The following is an 18,245-nucleotide window of genomic DNA, read 5'->3' as shown; positions in this document are numbered from 1 at the left end:
CTGGTGAACACCACCTACCATCGGCTCGTAACGGTAACGGCGACACGGTCAGCTCGACGCCGCCACGCCCAGGCTCACGCTGGTTGCCGCGGCTATGACCACTGCCTCCGCTTCCGCGATGACCTTCTTGACGATCGGGGCGACCGGCGTCAGGTCGGTCGCCGTCCGGATCCGCTCCTTCGCGTGCCCGCGGGACGCGCGCTCGGGTGCCACCACCTCGAGTAGACGGGCCGGGCCCGCGAGCGCGAGCAGGAGAAGTTCCTCGGCGAGCAGCATCGTCGTCTCCTCATTCGTCGGCGTTCGTGCCCCGGACCCTTACCTGGTCCGGGGACGGGGGCGCCCGGTCGGCCGGCTGGCAATCCCCGGTCGCGAAGCCGACGCCCACAACGGCGTATATCGGCCTCCGGCCGCTATGAACCATGTCACATCTACCGCTGACGTTAGATAGAGGCGCTACCTTCGTGCGGTGACGACTTCCGACACCGCCGCCGGCACCCTGTCGCTTGAGGCCGACGAGGTCCTGGCCCGGCCCGGTCCGGACAACTACAAGTGGATCGCGCTGTCGAACGCGACCATTGGCATCCTGATGGTGACGATCAACAGTTCGATTCTTCTCATCGCCCTTCCGGATATCTTCCGGGGAATCGAGATAGACCCGCTCGCACCGGAGAACACCTCGTACTTCCTCTGGATCCTGATGGGATTCCTGCTGGTCACCTCGGTGCTCGTGGTGAGTCTGGGGCGGGTCGGCGACATGTTCGGCCGGGTGCGGATGTACAACCTCGGCTTCGCGATCTTCACGCTGTTCTCGATCCTGCTCGCCGTCACCTGGATGCATGGCACGGCAGCCGCCTGGTGGATCATCATCATGCGGGTGCTGCAGGGCGTGGGCGGTGCCTTCCTCTTCGCCAACTCCAGCGCGATCATCACTGACGCCTTCCCGGAGGACGAACGCGGGCTCGCCCTGGGGGTCAACGGCGTCGCGGCGATCGTCGGATCATTTCTGGGGCTGTTGATCGGCGGTCTGCTGGCGCCGGTCGAATGGCATCTGGTCTTTCTTGTCTCGGTGCCGTTCGGCATCTTCGGGACGGTCTGGGCCTACCTGAAGCTGCGCGACAACGGGGCGCGCACCCAGGCCCGGATCGACTGGGCCGGCAACATCACGTTCGCGGTCGGCCTCATCGCGATCCTGACCGGCATCGTCTACGGGCTGCAGCCCTATGGCGGTCACACGATGGGCTGGACCAAGCCGTTCGTGCTGAGCTGCCTGTTCGGTGGTCTCGCGGTGCTGATCGGCTTCGTCGTCATCGAGCTGCGCTCCGCCGACCCGATGTTCCGCCTGGACCTGTTCCGGAGCCGGACCTTCACCATGGGCAGCATCGCGGCTCTGCTCGGCGCGCTCGCCCGTGGTGGTCTGCAGTTCATGTTGATTATCTGGTTGCAGGGGATCTGGTTGCCGCTGCATGGCTACAGCTTCGAGAAGACCCCGCTGTGGGCCGGCATCTACCTGATTCCGGTGACCGTCGGATTCCTGGTGGCGGGGCCGCTGGCCGGCCGGTTCGCGGACCGCTACGGTGCGCGTCCGTTCGCCACCCTGGGACTGGTGATCACGGCGGTGGCGTTCCTGCTGTTCGACGCCATTCCCATCGACTTCGACTATCCGTGGTTCGCGCTGATCCTGTTGCTGATGGGCCTGTCCATGGGCCTGTTCGCGGGGCCGAACACCAGCAGCGTGATGAACACCCTGCCGCCCAACCAGCGCGGTGCCGGTGCCGGCATGCTCAACACGTTCCAGAACTCGGCCAGCGTGCTGTCCATCGGTGTTTTCTTCACCATCATCGCGCTCGGGCTGGCCGCCAGCCTTCCGGACGCCATGTACTCCGGGCTTGTCGGGCAGGGCGTCTCCCCGGCGAAGGCGCACGAGCTGGCGAACCTGCCGCCGATCGGCAGCCTGTTCGCCGCGTTCCTCGGGTACAACCCCACCGAGCGACTGCTCGGCCCGGACACCCTGTCGCAGCTCGACCCGGCGAAGGCCGACTTCCTCACCGGGCACACCTTCTTCCCGAACCTCATCTCCGGGCCGTTCGGTGACGGTCTGCGCCTCGCCTTCGCCTTCGCCGCCGTCGCCTGCCTGGTCGCCGCGGGCTTCTCCTGGCTGCGCGGGAAGCAGCGGCCGCACGTGCGCCGTCCGCTGCTCGAAGAGACGGCCGAGGGGCTGGCCGGCGCGGGCGACATCGCGGCGATGGAGGACGGTGCCGGGAGCGCTCTTTCGAGCAGCCCCCTGGCCGCCGAGCGATAGGCCGCGGGCTAGGCCGAGCGTGAGAAAGGCCCTGACGTCGATGATCAGAGCCGCCGATGGCGCCGTGCGGGCCGATGGCGCCGTGCGGGCCGATGGCGCCGTGCGGAACAATTGCCTGGTGCGGGACGGCGACGCGGCCAAGAGCCCGGTCAAGAGCGCGGCCAAGAGCGCGGTCAAGGATGCGGCTCGTGACCTGCGCGGGATCGGTCAGGCCGCGCAGGAACTGGGCGTCTCGGTGCGGGCCCTGCGGTATTACCAGGAGGTGGGGCTGCTCACCCCGTCCGGGCGCACCCTGGGCGGGAACCGGCTGTACGCGGATTCCGACCTCGCCCGGGTGCGGCGCATCCGCGAGCTGCAGACGCTGCTCGGCTTCAACCTGGACGAGATCCGCACGATCCTCGCCTACGAGGATCGTCTCGCCCAGGTCCGGCAGGAGTACCACGCGGCGTCCGACGACGCGGACCGCATCCGGCTGCTGACCGAGGGCACGTCGGCCTACCGGAGGCTCCGCGTCGAGATTGACGAGAAAATCAGCCGGCTGGTGGCCTTCCGTGACGAGATCGACGAACGGATCGAGCGGGCGGACCGGCTGGCCAAGGGGGTCGCCGACAGCTCTCAGTGATCATCCGATCGTCGGGTTGGGCCGGCGTGCCGGGTCGGTCCGGGAACCTCGACCGCCAGGAGCGCCACATCGTCGTTCAGCGTCGATCGCGTCCAGTCCCGGACCCGGTCGGCGAGATCGGTCAGCGCCTCGTCGAGTGACGTGTGGGCGAACGCGGCCTCGGCCGCGGGCAGCAGGGGGAAGAAGGCGCCGGTCGTGGGGGCGCGTGCCTCGGTGATGCCGTCGGTATAGAACAGCAGGCGATCCCCCGCCCGCAGCACGGTGTCCGTCACGTTGCTCCCGTCCGTGATCAGCCCGAGCGGTGGCAGCCTGGACGAGACAGTGAGCAGATCCGCCTGCCCGGCACGAACGAGAACGGGATCGGGATGTCCCGCGTTCGCCAGCGTCAGACGGCTGCCGTCGACCTGCCCGACGACCGCGGTGACGAAGTCGTCCAGGCAGCTGGCATCGGCGACCTCCGCGTCGAGGTTCGCCAGCAGATCGCGCAGGCCGCCCGTGCGTCGACTCATCAGCCGGAAGCAGCTGAGCACCCGGCTCGCGATCCGCACGGCGTCGAGCCCCTTGCCCCGTACGTCACCAATGAGCAGGCGGGTTCCCCACGGGCTGTCGACGACCTCGTACAGATCCCCACCGATCATGGCCTCCACGGTGGCACTCTCGTAGCGGACGGCGAACCGCAGCCCGCCGGACGACGACGGGACGGGACTGAGGATCGTCTGCTGCGCCACCTCGGCCACCCGAGTGACGTTCTGCAGCTTCGTCTCGCGTCGGATGTTGTATCGGCTGACCAGGACGGCCATCACTCCGCCGGCCGTGACCCCGACCAGCCGGACCACCTGGGCCGTCGGGCCACCGCCGCTCCGGCCGAACAGGTCATCGTGCAGACCCAGCAGGATGCCCGCCAGGACCGCCGCCACCCCGTAGCCTGCGGTCAGCCGGGGTCCGGCGAACGTGGCCGCGAGCATGGGGCTCAGAATCGCGAGTCCGATCACGTTCCATTTCTGGTTGCTCAGTTGCAGTCCGACCACCAGGGCGAGTATGAGCATCGGGGTGATCGGGGCGATCGGGGCGAACCAGCGCAGCACCCTCAGCACCTCAGTACCGCAGCACCCTCAGCACCCCGGGAGATCCGCCCGGGGATCTCGCCTTGGCCAGGCCGCATGGGTGTCTGTCTACCCGCGAGCGGTCCGGACCGAACCCGCCGGAGCCTGCTTCCAGGGGGCCTCACCAGCCAGCATGGACGCGCTGACCCGGCGGCGGGCCCGGCCCGCCGAGACCTCGATCGCGCGCCTCGCCGAGCAGCTCGCGGCGCTGTGAACCCGTTCAGCGGGGTGCCATCCGGATGGCACCGTCGAGGCGGATGGTCTCGCCGTTGAGCATGGGGTTCGCGATGATCTGGGTCGCGAGCAGGCCGTACTCGTCGGGGGAGCCCAGGCGCGAGGGGTGCGGGACCTGCTGGCCGAGAGAGACGCGAGCCGGCTCCGGCAGCGAGGCGAGCAGCGGGGTGTCGAACAGGCCGGGGGCGATGGTCACCACGCGGATCTTCAGACTGGCGAGGTCGCGGGCGATCGGCAGCGTCATGCCGACGATGCCGCCCTTGGACGCCGAGTAGGCGGCCTGCCCGATCTGGCCCTCGAACGCCGCCACGGACGCGGTGTTGATGATGACGCCACGCTCGCCGTCGATCTCCTCGGTCCTGCTGATCCGCTCGGCCGCGAGTCGGATGACGTTGAACGAGCCGATCAGGTTGACCTTGACGACCCGCTCGAAGATGGCCAGTGGGAACGGCCCTTCCTTGCTCAGCGTCTTGGCGGCGTTGCTGATGCCGGCGCAGTTGACGGCGATGCGCAGCGGGCCCAGCTCGGCAGCCACGTCCAGGGCTGCCGTCACGTCCTGCTCGGAGGTGACGTCGCCGGGGCTGAATCGCACCGAACTGCCGAACTTCTCCGCGACCGCCGCGCCGTTCGAGGACGGGAGGTCGAGGAGGACCACGCTGGCACCAGCGTCGATGAGCCGGGTGGCGGTGGCAAGGCCGAGGCCGGAAGCCCCGCCGGTCACCACGGCGACTGAATCCGTGATCTGCACGTGAGTTCCTCTCCGGGAGGGACATCGGCCGGAGGCGCGGCCTTGGCTGTGCGGGGTGGAGCTGGGGGAACGAGCCGGCCGTCCCCCGACCGGCGACCAGGGGAGGCGGCCATCCGTGCACACCCCGGAAGACGTGCACACCCCGGAAGAGTAGTGCAAGCCGCGCGGGCGGACAGCGCTCCCGTGGGCCGCCAGCTCCGCGCTGCCCACCGGTTGGCGCGGATTGGGACCGGGCCGGTGGGACCAGGAGGATCAGTAGGTGCAGGTGGGCGGGCCCGGCGAGGGCGCTCCCGGCGGCGCCGGTCCGGCGGCGGGTCCGGCCGCCGCCGGTGCGGGCGCAGGCGCGGTCCCACCGGCCGTCACACTCGGCGTCACCACCGCGGTGAAGCCGGAGCCCAGGACGAGCTGGACACCGGTGATGCTCGCATCGGCGAGCAGGACCGAGCCGGGCACCGCCGCGGCGACGGTGTTCGCCTCGGCCTCCTGCCCGGGGGCGTAGAGCACCCGGGAGGTCTCGTGGGTGAGGACCGAGGCGTTGCCGGCGTTGCGGGCGTGGAAGCCCTTGGCAGTCAGCTGCTCGGTGACCTTGGAGGCGAGTCCGGCCCGCGACGAGCCGTTGTAGACGGCGACCCGGACCTGGGAGGGCGCGGCGGCGGCGCCGGGAGCGAGCGCCGGACCGGTCCCCCCGCTCCCGGCGTCGGTGGTAGAACTCGCGCCCTCGGCCTTGCCACCCATCGGCGCGACGATGCGCTGCAGGTCGTCCGGCCGGTAGAGCTGCACGGAGGCCGGGACTCCGTGCAGGCGGATGTTGCCGTTGTCGTCNATCGCCCCCTCGGCACGGGTCGGCGCGTGGACGGGCACGGTCTGCATCTGGAGGCCCCCGGTGGCCAGCCCGCGGACTCGGGTGCCGAGGCTGCGCAGGTCGGCGATGCTGGTGTGGTTGTCGAGGGTGAGCGCGCTCGCTGCCGCCGATACCAGCTTCTGGGCCTTGATCGGGTTCGTCAGGGTGTCGTCTGCCATGATCTTGTGGAACATCGAGCCGATGAACTGCTGCTGCCGGCGGATGCGGTCGAAGTCGCCGTCCGGCAGGCCGTGGCGTTGGCGAACGAAGGCCAGGGCCTGGTCGCCGCCGAGCTGGATCGTCCCGGGCCCACCGACGAATCCGCTCATCGGGTCGTTGGTGTTCGTGCTCATCCGCCACCGCCCGCGGTCGTCCTGGTAGCGGCTCGGTTTCGCGTCCGACGGCTTGATGCAGACCTGGACACCGCCGATGGCATCGGTGATCTCCTTGAAACCCTCCAGGTCCATCGAGATGTAGTGGTCGACCTGCAGGCCGGTCAGGCTCTGCACCGTCTGCACCAACAGCGACGGGCCGCCTACGGAGATCGCGGCGTTGAACTTGTCGTGCCAGGCCTTGTGACGTTTGCCGGCCCCGTCGGTGTACTCGGGGATCAGCACATACATGTCGCGGGGGAAGGAGACCATGGTGGTGGTCCCATCCTTCGTCAGGTGCGCGAGGATCGTCGTGTCGGAGCGCTGGCCCGGCGCGTCTCCGTACTTACCGTTGGTACCGGCGCGGCTGTCGGTCCCGACCAGCAGGTAGTTCGCGGTCCCCACCCCGCCGGAGTCGCCGCCCGAACCGAGGCCGAGGTCGACCCGGTTGACCTTGCCGTCGACATAGAAGTACGCGGCCCAGCCCCCCACCGTGGCCACGAACACGAGGCAGGACACGCAGGCCAGGAAGACCCGCAACCCGCGACGCCTAGCCGACCGTCCGCCGCGTGCCGACCCGGATCCCGACCGGCCGGACCCCGATCCCCGCGGGTCGAGCNGGGGTGGAAGCNCCCGCGCGTGGTCGGCGGCGTCGTTCTGCGGGTGNGGTGCGGTCACTTCCCGCCTCTCCTCGAGCGGTCCGGCGAGCAGGGTCCGGCATGGCACGGAAAGTAACACGAATGGTTTCATGCTCCCTGATGAGGGGTTCAGCCGAGTTTGGCCATATCCGGGTGAGCGGCGGCGGCTTCACCGGCTTCACCGGCGGCGGACGACGATCACATAGTCCGGTCGGGTCCCGCCATCGCCGCCTGGATGTTTTCGGCGGCCGCGTCGAACAGGCGGTGTGCCAGCTCCGACAACGCGCGCGCGGCGGCCACCTCGTCCCCGATCTCGGGAACGTCGGACTCCCCGGGGTGCAGCCGGGCCTGCCCCGTCCCATGTAGATCGTCGCGGGCGCTGCCGTGCAGGGCCGCATCCGCCTGGGTACGGCCGTGCTGCTCCGTCAGGGAGATCTGCACGGTCCAGGTTCTCGTGGTGGTCATCTCGGCCTCCGTCCGACGAGTTCTCCTCGGATGAGTTCTTCCTGGTTGTCACGTGCCCGCGTGGTCCCCGGTGACACGGGGGGGTGACACGGGGGGGGGTGACACGGTGCCCGGCCCGGGCACCGGCCGGGCCGGGCACCCACAGGTGGCGTATGGCCCGTTCATCGGCGCGCTTAATGTTGGGCATCCTCCGCCTTCCGGTATTGCCGGGATTCACCGTCCCGGCAACGGGAAGGCGTGGGGCGCCGCGCCGGTTGGTCCAGGAGGAACCGGTCCCTGGGAGGGACTGGTCCGAACGCGAGAACGGGAGGCGAGTGGATGACGGCCGAGGCACGAGGGCGGATTCGGCTCGAACAGGGCCGCGGGCGGGTGCGGACGTATCTGGGCGGCCAGCTGGTCGCGGATCCGTCGGCCGGCGGGATCCGCGGACGGGTCAGCTAGTCGGCACCGACCAGCGCAGCTGGGTGCCGCCGTCGGGGCCCGGGCCGAGTTCGAAGGTCCCGCCGAGATCCCGCGCCCGGGCCCGCATGTTCGCCAGCCCGCTGCGGCGGGTGGTAGGGCCGATGCCGACCCCGTCGTCCACCACGTCGACGGTGACGGCGCCGCTCGCGGCGGTCACGGTCACCTCGACACTGCTCGCCTTGGCATGCCGGGCGGCGTTGGACAGCGCCTCGCGCACGACCGCGATCAGATGGTCGCCGACGGTAGAGCCGATCATCGTGTCCACCGGTCCGTCCAGCCGGACCCGCGGGGTGAAGCCGAACGCGCCGGTCATGTCGTCGATGACGCCCAGGATCTGCGCCCGCAGGCCGCTGCCCGTCGCCGGTGCCGCCCGGCCCCGCAGCTCGAAGATGGTGTGGCGGATCTCCCGTACCGTCTCGTCGAGATCCTCCACGTAGGTGTTCATCCGTTCCGCCCGGGTGGGCCGCTCCTCGCTGGCCGCGAGGCCCTGCAGGCCCATCGCCACCGCGAACAGGCGTTGCATCACGTGGTCGTGCAGGTCGCGGGCGATCCGGTCGCGGTCCTCCAGCAGGGACAGCCGGCCGCGTGCGGCCCGGGAGCGGGCGAGTTCCAGCGCGAGCGCGACGTGCGCGGCGAACGCGGCCGCCAGCTCCAGGTCCGCGTCTGTGAACAGGTCACCGCCCCGGCGCCGGGCGAGGATCAGCGCCCCGGACGTGACATGTGACGTGATCAGCGGAACGATCATCGTTGGCCCGATGTCGAGGTCGTGGACCTCGGATTCGGCCAGTTCACGGACGTCGGCGACGACCAGCGGCGCATGGTCGCATACCGCGCGGCCGGCCAGCGAGCTCTCTATCGGTACCCGTCGGCCCCGCAGCAGGTCCGCGTCCTGCCCGGCGGCGACGTCGAAGGACAGCTCGGTCGCCGTCTCCGACCCGAGGGCCAGCGCCGTCGTGTCCGCGCGGGCGACGTCGCGGGCCCGCTGGACGATCAGCTCCAGCGGGTCGTCGCCGTCTGCGAGCAGATGCCGGGTGATGTCGGCGGATGCCTGCGACCACTGCTGGCGATGCTGGGCCTCCCCGAACAGCCGGGCGTTGTCGATCGCCACACCGGCGTTCGCGGCCAGCGCGAGCGCCAGCTCCTCGTCCTCCGCGGTGAACACCCGACCGCCGCGTTTCTCAGTGAGGTAGAGATTGCCGAAGACCTCGTTGCGGACCCGGATCGGCACCCCGAGGAAGGCCCGCATCGGTGGATGGCCCGGGGGGAAACCGACCGCCTGGAGGTGGTCGGCGATGTCGTCGAGGCGCACCGGCCGCGGTTCCGCGATGAGCAGGCCCAGCACGCCGTCTCCCCGGGGCAGCCGCCCTATCGTCTCGACGAGTCCCGGGTCCATCCCGACGTGCACGAACTGTTCGAGCCGACCGTCGCGGGAGATTACCCCGAGCGCGCCGTAGCGGGCGTCAACCAGCTCGCACGCGGACTCGACGATGCGCCGTAGCACCACGTCGAGACTGAGGTCGGCGGTGACCATCCGGTTGGCCCGCAGCAGGCCGTGCAGCCGGCTTTGAGTGGCCAGAACGTCCTGGGCCCGGTCCACCAGCTGGGCGAGAAGCTCGTCGAGCTCGAGCCGAGCGACCGCGGGAAAGATCAGCTCTCCCGGCGGTCCCGGAGACGGCGCGGTGCCGGCCAGATCGGAGGTCCCTTCGTCCGCGGAGGCGAGGTCCCGTTCGGACTCCATGTTCTCAAGACGATAACCGACCGGGCCTGGGCCGGCATGATCCGCGGGATGAGGCGATGACCATTCTTCGCTGGCCGCGCACCGGTACGCCACCATGCGGGTATGGATATCGTCAGCGAGGCGGAGTTCGGTCGCCGCATCGAGACCCATCTCGCCGCGGGTTCCGGTGTGGGCGGTGGAGCCGGTCCTCGTGGAGCCGGAGCCGGTACGGGGGTAGCCGGTCCTGGCCGATGGCGGTCGGCCACGCCGCGGGTCGTGGCGGCGGGGAACTTCGCCACCCCGCTCGTCGCGTTGCGTGTGATCGACGCGGTGGTGAGTGAATACCGCCTCTTTATGATCAACGCTCAGGGTGGCGTGCCGGAACGCGGCGGCGTGACGCCGGAGACCGCGTTCGTCGGCCCGGCGATGCGCAACGTGCCCGGCCTCGACTACCTGCCCAACCGGCTCAGCCTCGTGCCTCGCCTGCTCGCGACCACCCACCGGCCCGACGTCGTCGTGTTGCACGCCAGCGTGCCCGACGGGGGGAAGGTCTCGCTCGGCACCGAAGTCAACATCCTGCCGGCCGCGGTCGAGGCGGCCCGCGCGCACGGGGGACTGGTGGTCGCCCAGCTCAACCCGGCGATGCCCTACACCTTCGGCGACGGTGAACTGAGCATCGATGACGTCGACCTCGCCGTGGAGGTGGAGCAGCCGCTCGCCAGCCCCGCGGTCACGCCCGTCGACGACGTCCGCGGGCAGATCGGCGAGCGGGTCGCCGCGCTCGTCGAGGACGGGGCGACCCTGCAGCTCGGCATCGGCGGTGTCCCGAACGCCACGCTGTCGGCCCTCGTCGACCGGCGGGNTCTGCGCGTGTGGACCGAGACCTTCTCCGATGGCATGCTCGCGCTCGAAGCCTCCGGCGCGCTGGCCGCCGGGACACCGCTGCGGACCTCGTTCCTGTTCGGGTCGGCCGAGCTCTACTCGTGGGCGCACCGCAATCCGCGGCTGCTGCTGGTGCGCACCGAAATCGTGAACGACCCGGGGGTCATCGCCCGGCAGCCGCGGATGACCTCGATCAACACCGCGCTGCAGGTGGATCTGTATGCGCAGGCGAACGCGTCCTGGATCCGCAACCGCATCTACTCCGGCTTCGGTGGGCAGTCCGACTTCGTCGTCGGCGCGCTGCACGCGGCCGACGGCAAGGCGATCATCGCCCTGCCGAGCCGGCATGCCCGGTCGGGGGATTCCTGTGTGCTGCCGCGGCTCACCAGCCCGGTCACCAGTTTCCAGCACAGCTACGTCGTGTCCGAGAACGGGACCGCGGCCGTGTGGGGGCGCGGCCAGCACGAACAGACCGCCCGACTCATCGACCACGTCGCCCACCCCGACGCCCGAGCCGGCCTGACGGAGGCGGCCGGGTCGCTGGGACTGCTCGCCGGCCGCGCATCGTCAACCGTCTGATCCGGGACCGTCTGATCCGATGATCGTCTGATTCGGTAAGCTGACCAGAAAGCCGAGGAACGCACGACAAGTCACCGGGTGGTCCGCCGCCAGGAGCGGCTTTGCGTCAAAAAGCGCGAGAGTGCCCCGGGCGTTAAAGACGCGAACACGGCATCCATGGCGGCCATGGCTGCCGCCGTCAAACAGCATGGCTGGAATAAGCCGCCCCCAACGGTCAGTTCTGTCGTTCCTGCGTCGAGAATCGGCCGAGCCCGGTCCCAAGACGCGACACGCAAGTTTTTCAATCGCCGGTGACGCCCAGGCCGACCGCTAGCCTCGCCATGACGGAAAGGAAAGGATAGGTCCACCGTCCGCGGGCAACGGGGTCGTTCATCTTCGGGAGAAAAATGTGGGACAGACACGCGACGGGACTATCTCGTTGGCTACGGGCGCGAATACTCTCACGTCGGCGCCTGACACCGACTCGACCGAATCTCCCGACATCGGCGACGCAGGACGGGTTCTGATCGTAGTTCAGAACCTGCCGATTCTGATCGACCATCGGACGTGGCAGGAATGCCAGGCGCTTCGCAACCAGGGCTACCAGGTTGCCGTAATATGCCCACGGGGCCCGGGGCAGCGGCGTCACCAGATCGTTGACGGTGTCAGCATCTGGACGTATCGTGGCGCACCCCGGACCCAGGGTGTGCTCAGTTACGTCTTCGAGTTCGGCTACTGCTGGGTGCGAACCGCTGTCCTGTCCGTCGCCGTGGCCCGCCGGCACGGATTCGACGTGATCCAGGCATGTAACCCGCCGGACACGTACTGGGCGCTCGCGCTGTTCTACAAGCCATTCGGCAAGAAGTTCGTCTTCGACCATCATGATCTCTGTCCGGAACTCTATCGCTCACGGTTCGGTAAGGACGGGGGGCTGTTGCTCCGCGCGTTGCTGCTGCTTGAACGGATGAATCAGCGGGTCGCTGACCACGTGATCGTGACCAACGAATCTTACCGGCGGCTGGCCCTGACCAGGGGGCGGCTGCCGTCGGAACGGGTGACCGTCGTCCGAAACGGACCGGACCCCGAACTGATGAAGCCCGCCGCGGAGCGGCCCGAATTGCGGCGCGGCCGGCAGCACCTTGCCTGTTATCTGGGAATAATGGGCCCGCAGGACGGTGTCGACCGACTCCTCGATGCCATACATCACTATGTCCACGTTCTCGGGCGCACCGACTGCGCCTTCGCCCTGCTGGGATTTGGTGACTGTCTGGACGATCTGCGGAAACAGTCGAGCCGGCTCGGTCTCGACGACTGGGTCGAGTTCACCGGGCGGGCCGACGACCAGATGATCCGGGACTACCTGTCCACCGCCACGGTCGGATTGTCGCCGGACCCGCGGAGCCCGCTGAACGAGGTGTCCACCATGTCCAAGACGCTCGAATACATGGCCTATGCGCTGCCGGTGGTGGCCTATGACCTGACCGAGACCCGGGTGAGCGCCGAGGACGCCGCCGTCTATGTACCCTCCGACACGGTGGCGGACTTCGCCCGGACCCTCGCCGAACTGCTGACGGACCCGGACCGACGCCGGACCCTTGGCGCCCGGGGTCGGGAGCGCATTGTGAACGAACTGTCCTGGCGGTATTCGGAGCCCCGCTACGTCGGGGTCCACGACCGGCTACGTGGTCGCNAGGCCGGCCACCCCAGTATCCCGGTCCCTCGTCAGGGCGGCTTGACCCGCGTGAGCGGCTCGGCAGCGCCGGTTCACGCGACCGGCTCCCGGGAACGAGCGGAACGATGAAGGTCGGTATTCTTGCCGGCGGTCTGGGCAGCCGGTTGGCGGAGGAGACGGTCATCAAACCCAAACCGATGATCGAGATCGGCAACCGGCCGATCATCTGGCACATCATGAAGTACTACGCTCACTTCCAGTTCACCGATTTTACGATCGCCCTGGGGTATAAAGGCGAATATATCAAACGCTGGCTGGTGGACTACGCGGCGCTGACCAGCGATCTCACGGTGTCGCTTCGGCAGAGCGCTGTGGAGCGGCACGGGGGTACCTCGGAGGATTGGCGGGNAAATCTGGTCGACACCGGTCAGAATACCGCCACCGGCGGTCGTATCAGGCGACTCGCGCCCTGGCTCGGTGACGCGGGGACGTTCATGTTGACCTGGGGGGACGGCGTAGCGGACATCGATCTCAACGCGTTGCGCGACTTCCACCGCTCGCATGGCAGGATCGCCACGCTGACCGCCGTGCGGCCACCCGCCCGGTTCGGTCACCTCGAGCTGGCCGGGGACCAGATTGTGGAGTTCTCGGAGAAACCACAGGCCGGTGAGGGCTGGATCAACGGTGCCTTCTTCGTCCTGGAACCGCAGGTCTTCGACTACATTGCCGGCGACGACACCCAGTTCGAGAAGGAGCCCCTTGAGAGGCTCGCCAAGGACGGTCAGCTCATGGCGTATCGGCATGGCGGCTTCTGGCAGTGCATGGACACGGTACGCGACCGCAAACTCCTGCAGTCACTGTGGGATGGTGGCTGTGCGCCCTGGAAGGTATGGGACTGAGCTCGATGCGTATTCTGGTCACCGGACNCGACGGATATATAGGAACCCGTCTCATCCCGCTCTTCCGGGCTGCCGGACACGATGTGGTGGGTCTGGACAGCGGACTGTTCTCCGGGTGTACCCTCGGACCCGATCCGGACTTCGTGCCGGCGTTGAAACTTGATATTCGGGACGTCCGGCCGTCCCAGCTGGAGGGTTACGACGCGGTGGTCCATCTGGCGGGCATATCCAATGATCCGCTGGGTGATCTGAACCCAGCCGTGACCTATGACATCAACGCCCGGGGGACGTTGCTGGTTGGGCGTGCCGCCAAGGCCGCGGGCGTACCGCGTTTCGTCTTCTCGTCCTCGTGCAGCCTCTATGGTGCGCACGGAGACGCGCCCATCGACGAGTCGGCCGAGTTTCATCCGGTGACTCCCTACGGCGAGTCAAAAGTGATCGCCGAACGAGAGCTCGCCGAGCTTGCCGATGACGATTTCAGCCCGGTCTTCCTGCGTAACGCCACGGCGTACGGCGTCTCACCCCGACTGCGTGGTGATCTTGTGGTGAACAATCTCACCGGCTACGCGGTGACGACCGGCGAGGTTTACCTCAAGAGCGACGGGACGCCGTGGCGGCCGCTGGTACACATCGAGGACATCGCCCGGGCGATGCTCGCCGTGTGCGAGGCGCCCCGCGAGAAGATCCACCTCAAGGCCTACAATGTCGGCCGGTCGGCGGAGAACTATCGGATACGCGACGTGGCCGCGATCGTCGAGGAGGTCGTGCCGGGCGGCCGGGTGGTCTTCGCGGACACGGCCGGGCCGGACAAGCGGAACTACCGGGTGGACTGCGACCGTATCGCCGAGGAGATACCGGGATTCCGGCCGGTGTGGACCGTCCGCAAGGGGGTCGAGGAGCTCTACCTGGCCTACGTCGCCGCCGGGCTGACCAAGGAGGAGCTGATCGGCTCCCGCTTCCAGCGGATCCAGCGCATCCAGCAACTCATGGCGGACGGTCTGCTCGACGTCACCCTGCGGTCGGCCGCACCGATGCGGGTGCCATGAGCGTGCTCGGCCGCCGCTGCCGCGGCTCGACATACCTGCGGCGACGTACCCGCGGCGGGGCTGCCGGTTCATCCTTCCCGTTCCGACACCGAGGGTCGTTCCATGACTGACCAGTCCNCCGCCTGCCCCGCCTGCGGCGGTTCCCNTCTCACCNCCNTCTATACAAANGACGACGTCCCNTCGCACAGTTGTCTGCTGCTGGCCGACGAGGACGAGGCCCGGGCGTTCCCGAAGGGTGATCTGCGGATCGCCTTCTGCGAGCGCTGCGGCTTCATCATGAACACGGCCTTCGATCCGACCAAGAATCAGTACTCCGCCCGGTACGAGGAGACGCAGGCATTCTCCACCCGATTTCAGGAGTTCGCGCGGGACCTCGCCAAGCGCTGGACCGACAAGTACGATCTGTACGGGAAGACGGTCCTGGAGATCGGGTGCGGCAAGGGTGAGTTTCTCGTCCACCTGGTGGAGCAGGGTGCCGGCGCCGGCATCGGGATCGACCCGGGTGTCCGGCCCGAGCGCATCACCAGCCCGGTTGCCGGCCGGCTGACCTGGATCACGGNCCTCTNCNCCGAGCGGTATGCGCACCTGACCGCCGATGCCGTCGTGTGCCGGCACACCCTGGAGCACATCGCGCCGGTCGGCGACTTCATGCGGATGATCCGGGCCGCGCTCGGTGACCGGACCGATATCCCGGTCCTCTTTGAGCTGCCGGACGTCCTGCGGGTGCTGCAGGAGGCGGCGTTCTGGGATGTGTACTACGAGCACTGCTCCTATTTCAGCGCCGGTTCGCTGGCGAGGTTGTTCCGAGCTACCGGGTTCGAGGTGCTCGACGTCTCCCTCGACTATGACGATCAGTACCTGCTGATCGAGGCGCGGCCGTCCACCGTTCCGGCGGCCGGTGACCCGCTGCCGATCGAGGACGACCTGGCCACCCTGCGCGTCGGGGTACGGCACTTCCAGCGTGAGGTGGCCACGACGCTGAACCGGTGGAGCGAGATGCTGTGGCGCGGGCACCAGCGCGGCGAAAAGGCGGCGATCTGGGGTTCGGGCTCCAAAGGTGTGTCGTTTCTGGCGACCCTCGGCCCGGCCGCCGACCTGGTCCGCTACGCCGTCGACATCAACCCGCACAAACACGGCATGTTCATGGCGGGCAGCGGCCACCGTATCGTCCCGTCCGAGTGGCTGCGGGAAGATAGGCCGGATCTTCTGATCATCATGAATCCGATCTATCGTGACGAGATCGCGGGGGAGTTGACCCGGCTGGGCGTCGACACCGAGCTGAGGGCCGTCTGAGTGAGCAATGTCTGTCTGGTGAGCAACGTCTGTCCGGTGACCAATGTCTGTCCGGCATGCCAGGGCACCGCGCTCGAAGACCTGGTACGTGTTGAGCGTTCGCCGGTGATGACCGGCGTGCTGTGGCCGTCGCGGGAAGCCGCCATGACCGCGCAGCGCCGTGCTCTGGAGCTGTCGCTGTGTGCCGAGTGCGGCACCGTGGTCAATGTCGCGTTCGAGGCCGGCCTCGTCGAGTACGGCGGCGAGTATGACAACTCGCTGCACTTCTCGCCCGCCTTCCGGGCGTACGCCGAGGCGTTGGCGGACCGTCTGATCGTCCGGCATAACCTGGTGGGGCGGGAGGTTGTCGAGATCGGGTCGGGCAAGGGGGACTTCCTGCGCCTGTTGTGTGCCCGGGGACTGTGTGCCGGAACCGGGTACGACCCGACCTACATCGGCCCCGAACGTGCCGACGACGCCGCGGTGACCTTTGTGGTCGACCTGTACGGTTCGCGCTATTCCCATCTCCCGGCGGATCTTGTCGTCTGCCGGCACGTCCTCGAGCACGTGTCCGATCCACTGGGCTTTCTGACCGATATCCGCAATGCGCTGGGCGGCCGGGACGCGTCGCTGTATCTCGAGGTGCCCAACGGCGGCTTCGTCCTCGGCGAGGCGGGGGNGTGGGACTTCATCTACCCGCACGTGTCGTACTTCTCGCCGGCTGGACTTCGGCGGGTGGTGAGCGCGGCCGGGTTCACCATCACCGACGCCGGAACATCCTACGGTGACCAGTTCCTCTGGATCGAGGCCAAGACGGCGCCGACGACCCGTCCGTCCGGTCGGATCGGACCGGCCGCCGGCGAGGACGTGGTGGCGACGGACCGCTTCGTGGTCCAGGCCAGAAAGTTCGGTGACGTCTACCGGGAGGTTGTCGGGCGCTGGTCCGCGCATCTCGCCGACCTGGCGACGGACGCCGATTCCGCCTGGGACGCGCCGCGTGCGCTGGTCTGGGGCGCGGGGTCCAAGGGGGTGGCATTCCTCAACGTGTTGGACGTCGGTTCCGCCGTGCGGGGAGTCGTCGACCTCAACCCGCGGAAGAGGGGCCTGTTCGTGCCCGGCACCGGGCATCCGGTGTTGGCACCCGAGGACCTGTCGGTGGAGCGGGTGGGGCGCGTTTTTCTTCCGAATCCGCTGTATCTGGACGAGGTGCGCGGCCGGTTGGCGGAACTGGGTGTGCCCGCGGAGGTCGTGCCACTTAGCAGCTGACAATCTCGTCAGCAGAGGTTCGGCTCCGGTCGGACGGAGGGACGATGGAGAATGGCCATACCTATCGACAGCGGCACCCAGGACGAGGCCCGACCCAAGGGACCTGATCGCCAGGCGGGGCGTGGTGTCGTGGGGCGTGATGTTGTGGGGTGTGATGTTGTGGACCGTGGTGTTGTGGGGCCCGGTGTCCCGTCACCCCACCCGGACGCCCGGCCGCTCGTGACGGTGGGACTACCCGTCTTCAACGGGGAGAACTTCCTGGCTCGGGCGCTGGAGTCGATCGTCGTGCAGGACTACCCGAATCTTCAGATCGTCGTCGCCGACAACGGCAGCACCGACCGAACCGAGCAGATCTGCCGGGAATTCGTCCGCCGGGATCCGCGGATCGAGTACCACCGGAGTCCGGTGAACCGCGGCGCGGCCTGGAACTACAACCGGATCGTCCACCTCGCCGCGGGAACCTACTTCAAGTGGGCCGCCCATGACGACCTCTGCGCCCCCGCGTTCGTCAGCCGGTGCGTCGAGGCCCTGACTGCCGCGTCGTCCGCCGCCGTCCTGGCCTACCCCAAAACGGCGCTCATCGACCTGAACGATACGGTGACCGGTGGCTTCGAGGATGGGATGAACCTGTGTGAGCCGACGCCGCACGAGCGTCTGCGACACTTCCTGTCGACCCGTACGGAATACCATCCGGTATTCGGCGTCATACGGGCAGAAGCGCTCCTGAAGACGGATCTCATCGGAAAGTACGTCGGTTCAGACGTGGTTCTCCTGGCGCAGCTCGCCCTGGGCGGCCAGTTTGTCGAGGTGCCCGAACGCCTGTTTCTCAGGCGTTTCCACGAGAATACTTCTATGAATGCCAACCCAGATGCCGCGGAACGCGCTCTGTGGTTTGACCCGCACCGGCGGGCGCCGTCGCTGCCGATGGTGGAGAAGACCATCAGGATGGTTCACGTGATCCTGTCCCACGACCGGCTCGACCGGGCCGAGCGGGCTCGCTGCCTGGCGGTTCTGGGGCGGCAGTGGGCATTGCCCCATGCTCGGCACATGGGTGGCGAGGTACGCGCGGCATTCGGGACCCGAATCGGGACCCGAATCGGGACACGAATCGCCGCGAAGTTCCCCTCCCAGCGGTCCAGGTAGCGCGGCG

Annotated in this window: 17 protein-coding genes; 11 read left to right on the top strand and 6 right to left on the bottom strand. The window is 68.4% G+C overall.

Annotated elements, in window-relative coordinates; genetic code table 11:
- Positions 1 to 48: 48 nt before the first annotated feature.
- Positions 49 to 276 carry a hypothetical protein gene (locus ALLO2_RS06325; protein ID WP_011435992.1) on the bottom strand — a complete coding sequence of 76 codons (228 nt, stop codon included), beginning with the start codon at positions 274 to 276 and terminating at the stop codon, positions 49 to 51.
- A 190-nt stretch (positions 277 to 466) separates the two neighbouring features.
- On the opposite strand from ALLO2_RS06325, the gene ALLO2_RS06320 reads away from it, so the two are divergent.
- Both ALLO2_RS06320 and ALLO2_RS23130 read left to right on the top strand, forming a co-directional pair.
- On the top strand, positions 467 to 2,299 hold the full coding sequence (locus ALLO2_RS06320) for an MFS transporter (protein ID WP_011435993.1): 1,833 nt from the start codon (positions 467 to 469) through the stop codon (positions 2,297 to 2,299).
- Positions 2,300 to 2,339: 40 nt separating this feature from the next.
- A complete protein-coding gene (locus tag ALLO2_RS23130; RefSeq protein WP_011435994.1) occupies positions 2,340 to 2,921 on the top strand; it encodes a MerR family transcriptional regulator in 582 nt (193 codons plus the stop codon).
- On the opposite strand, the gene ALLO2_RS06310 is transcribed toward ALLO2_RS23130, so the two are convergent.
- Entirely contained in the window at positions 2,915 to 4,015 is a 1,101-nt protein-coding gene (locus tag ALLO2_RS06310; protein ID WP_232234921.1) for a PP2C family protein-serine/threonine phosphatase, read from the bottom strand. The two genes, ALLO2_RS23130 and ALLO2_RS06310, sit on opposite strands and share 7 nt — an antisense overlap.
- Positions 4,016 to 4,085: 70 nt before the next feature.
- On the opposite strand from ALLO2_RS06310, the gene ALLO2_RS25430 reads away from it, so the two are divergent.
- Positions 4,086 to 4,238, top strand: a complete 153-nt coding sequence (locus tag ALLO2_RS25430; RefSeq protein ID WP_023840923.1) for a hypothetical protein — start codon at positions 4,086 to 4,088, stop codon at positions 4,236 to 4,238.
- 6 nt (positions 4,239 to 4,244) lie between these two features.
- On the opposite strand, the gene ALLO2_RS06305 is transcribed toward ALLO2_RS25430, so the two are convergent.
- From ALLO2_RS06305 to ALLO2_RS06295, 3 genes are all read right to left on the bottom strand, one after another.
- A complete protein-coding gene (locus ALLO2_RS06305; RefSeq protein WP_011435996.1) occupies positions 4,245 to 5,006 on the bottom strand; it encodes a 3-hydroxyacyl-CoA dehydrogenase in 762 nt (253 codons plus the stop codon).
- 252 nt (positions 5,007 to 5,258) lie between these two features.
- Positions 5,259 to 6,896, bottom strand: coding sequence for an LCP family protein (locus ALLO2_RS06300; protein ID WP_035730465.1), 1,638 nt, complete (start codon positions 6,894 to 6,896; stop codon positions 5,259 to 5,261).
- Positions 6,897 to 7,054: 158 nt separating this feature from the next.
- Positions 7,055 to 7,321: a DUF1876 domain-containing protein gene (locus tag ALLO2_RS06295; RefSeq protein WP_011435998.1), complete on the bottom strand. Its 267-nt coding sequence runs from the start codon at positions 7,319 to 7,321 to the stop codon at positions 7,055 to 7,057.
- Between the two features lie 318 nt (positions 7,322 to 7,639).
- Between ALLO2_RS06295 and ALLO2_RS27765 the strand changes: the two genes are divergently transcribed.
- Positions 7,640 to 7,762 carry a hypothetical protein gene (locus tag ALLO2_RS27765; protein ID WP_023840921.1) on the top strand — a complete coding sequence of 41 codons (123 nt, stop codon included), beginning with the start codon at positions 7,640 to 7,642 and terminating at the stop codon, positions 7,760 to 7,762.
- On the opposite strand, the gene ALLO2_RS06290 is transcribed toward ALLO2_RS27765, so the two are convergent.
- Positions 7,755 to 9,521, bottom strand: a complete 1,767-nt coding sequence (locus ALLO2_RS06290) for a GAF domain-containing protein (RefSeq protein WP_011435999.1) — start codon at positions 9,519 to 9,521, stop codon at positions 7,755 to 7,757. The two genes, ALLO2_RS27765 and ALLO2_RS06290, sit on opposite strands and share 8 nt — an antisense overlap.
- 102 nt (positions 9,522 to 9,623) lie before the next feature.
- On the opposite strand from ALLO2_RS06290, the gene ALLO2_RS06285 reads away from it, so the two are divergent.
- From ALLO2_RS06285 to ALLO2_RS06255, 7 genes are all read left to right on the top strand, one after another.
- A complete protein-coding gene (locus ALLO2_RS06285) occupies positions 9,624 to 10,961 on the top strand; it encodes an acetyl-CoA hydrolase/transferase family protein (protein WP_035730366.1) in 1,338 nt (445 codons plus the stop codon).
- A 481-nt stretch (positions 10,962 to 11,442) separates the two neighbouring features.
- Complete coding sequence (locus tag ALLO2_RS06280; protein ID WP_369808127.1) at positions 11,443 to 12,741, top strand: glycosyltransferase family 4 protein; 1,299 nt, start codon at positions 11,443 to 11,445, stop codon at positions 12,739 to 12,741.
- A complete protein-coding gene (gene rfbF / locus ALLO2_RS06275) occupies positions 12,738 to 13,511 on the top strand; it encodes a glucose-1-phosphate cytidylyltransferase (protein ID WP_035730361.1) in 774 nt (257 codons plus the stop codon). The genes ALLO2_RS06280 and rfbF overlap by 4 nt, the downstream gene beginning before the upstream one ends.
- Before the next feature lie 5 nt (positions 13,512 to 13,516).
- Positions 13,517 to 14,557 (top strand): NAD(P)-dependent oxidoreductase, encoded by a 1,041-nt coding sequence (locus ALLO2_RS06270; RefSeq protein ID WP_035730457.1) that lies wholly within the window; start codon positions 13,517 to 13,519, stop codon positions 14,555 to 14,557.
- A gap of 102 nt (positions 14,558 to 14,659) precedes the next feature.
- A complete protein-coding gene (locus tag ALLO2_RS06265; protein WP_035730358.1) occupies positions 14,660 to 15,850 on the top strand; it encodes a class I SAM-dependent methyltransferase in 1,191 nt (396 codons plus the stop codon).
- A gap of 36 nt (positions 15,851 to 15,886) precedes the next feature.
- The gene (locus ALLO2_RS06260) at positions 15,887 to 17,095 is read left to right on the top strand and encodes a class I SAM-dependent methyltransferase (protein ID WP_232234919.1); all 1,209 of its coding nucleotides are present in this window, start codon (positions 15,887 to 15,889) and stop codon (positions 17,093 to 17,095) included.
- A gap of 174 nt (positions 17,096 to 17,269) precedes the next feature.
- Positions 17,270 to 18,238, top strand: a complete 969-nt coding sequence (locus ALLO2_RS06255) for a glycosyltransferase family A protein (RefSeq protein ID WP_232234918.1) — start codon at positions 17,270 to 17,272, stop codon at positions 18,236 to 18,238.
- The last annotated feature ends 7 nt before the right edge of the window (positions 18,239 to 18,245 follow it).

The organism is Frankia sp. Allo2 (assembly GCF_000733325.1).
Lineage (GTDB): Bacteria > Actinomycetota > Actinomycetes > Frankiales > Frankiaceae > Frankia > Frankia casuarinae.
The sequence above is the reverse complement of the archived record's forward strand: the minus strand, read 5'-3'. Positions and strand labels throughout refer to the sequence as shown.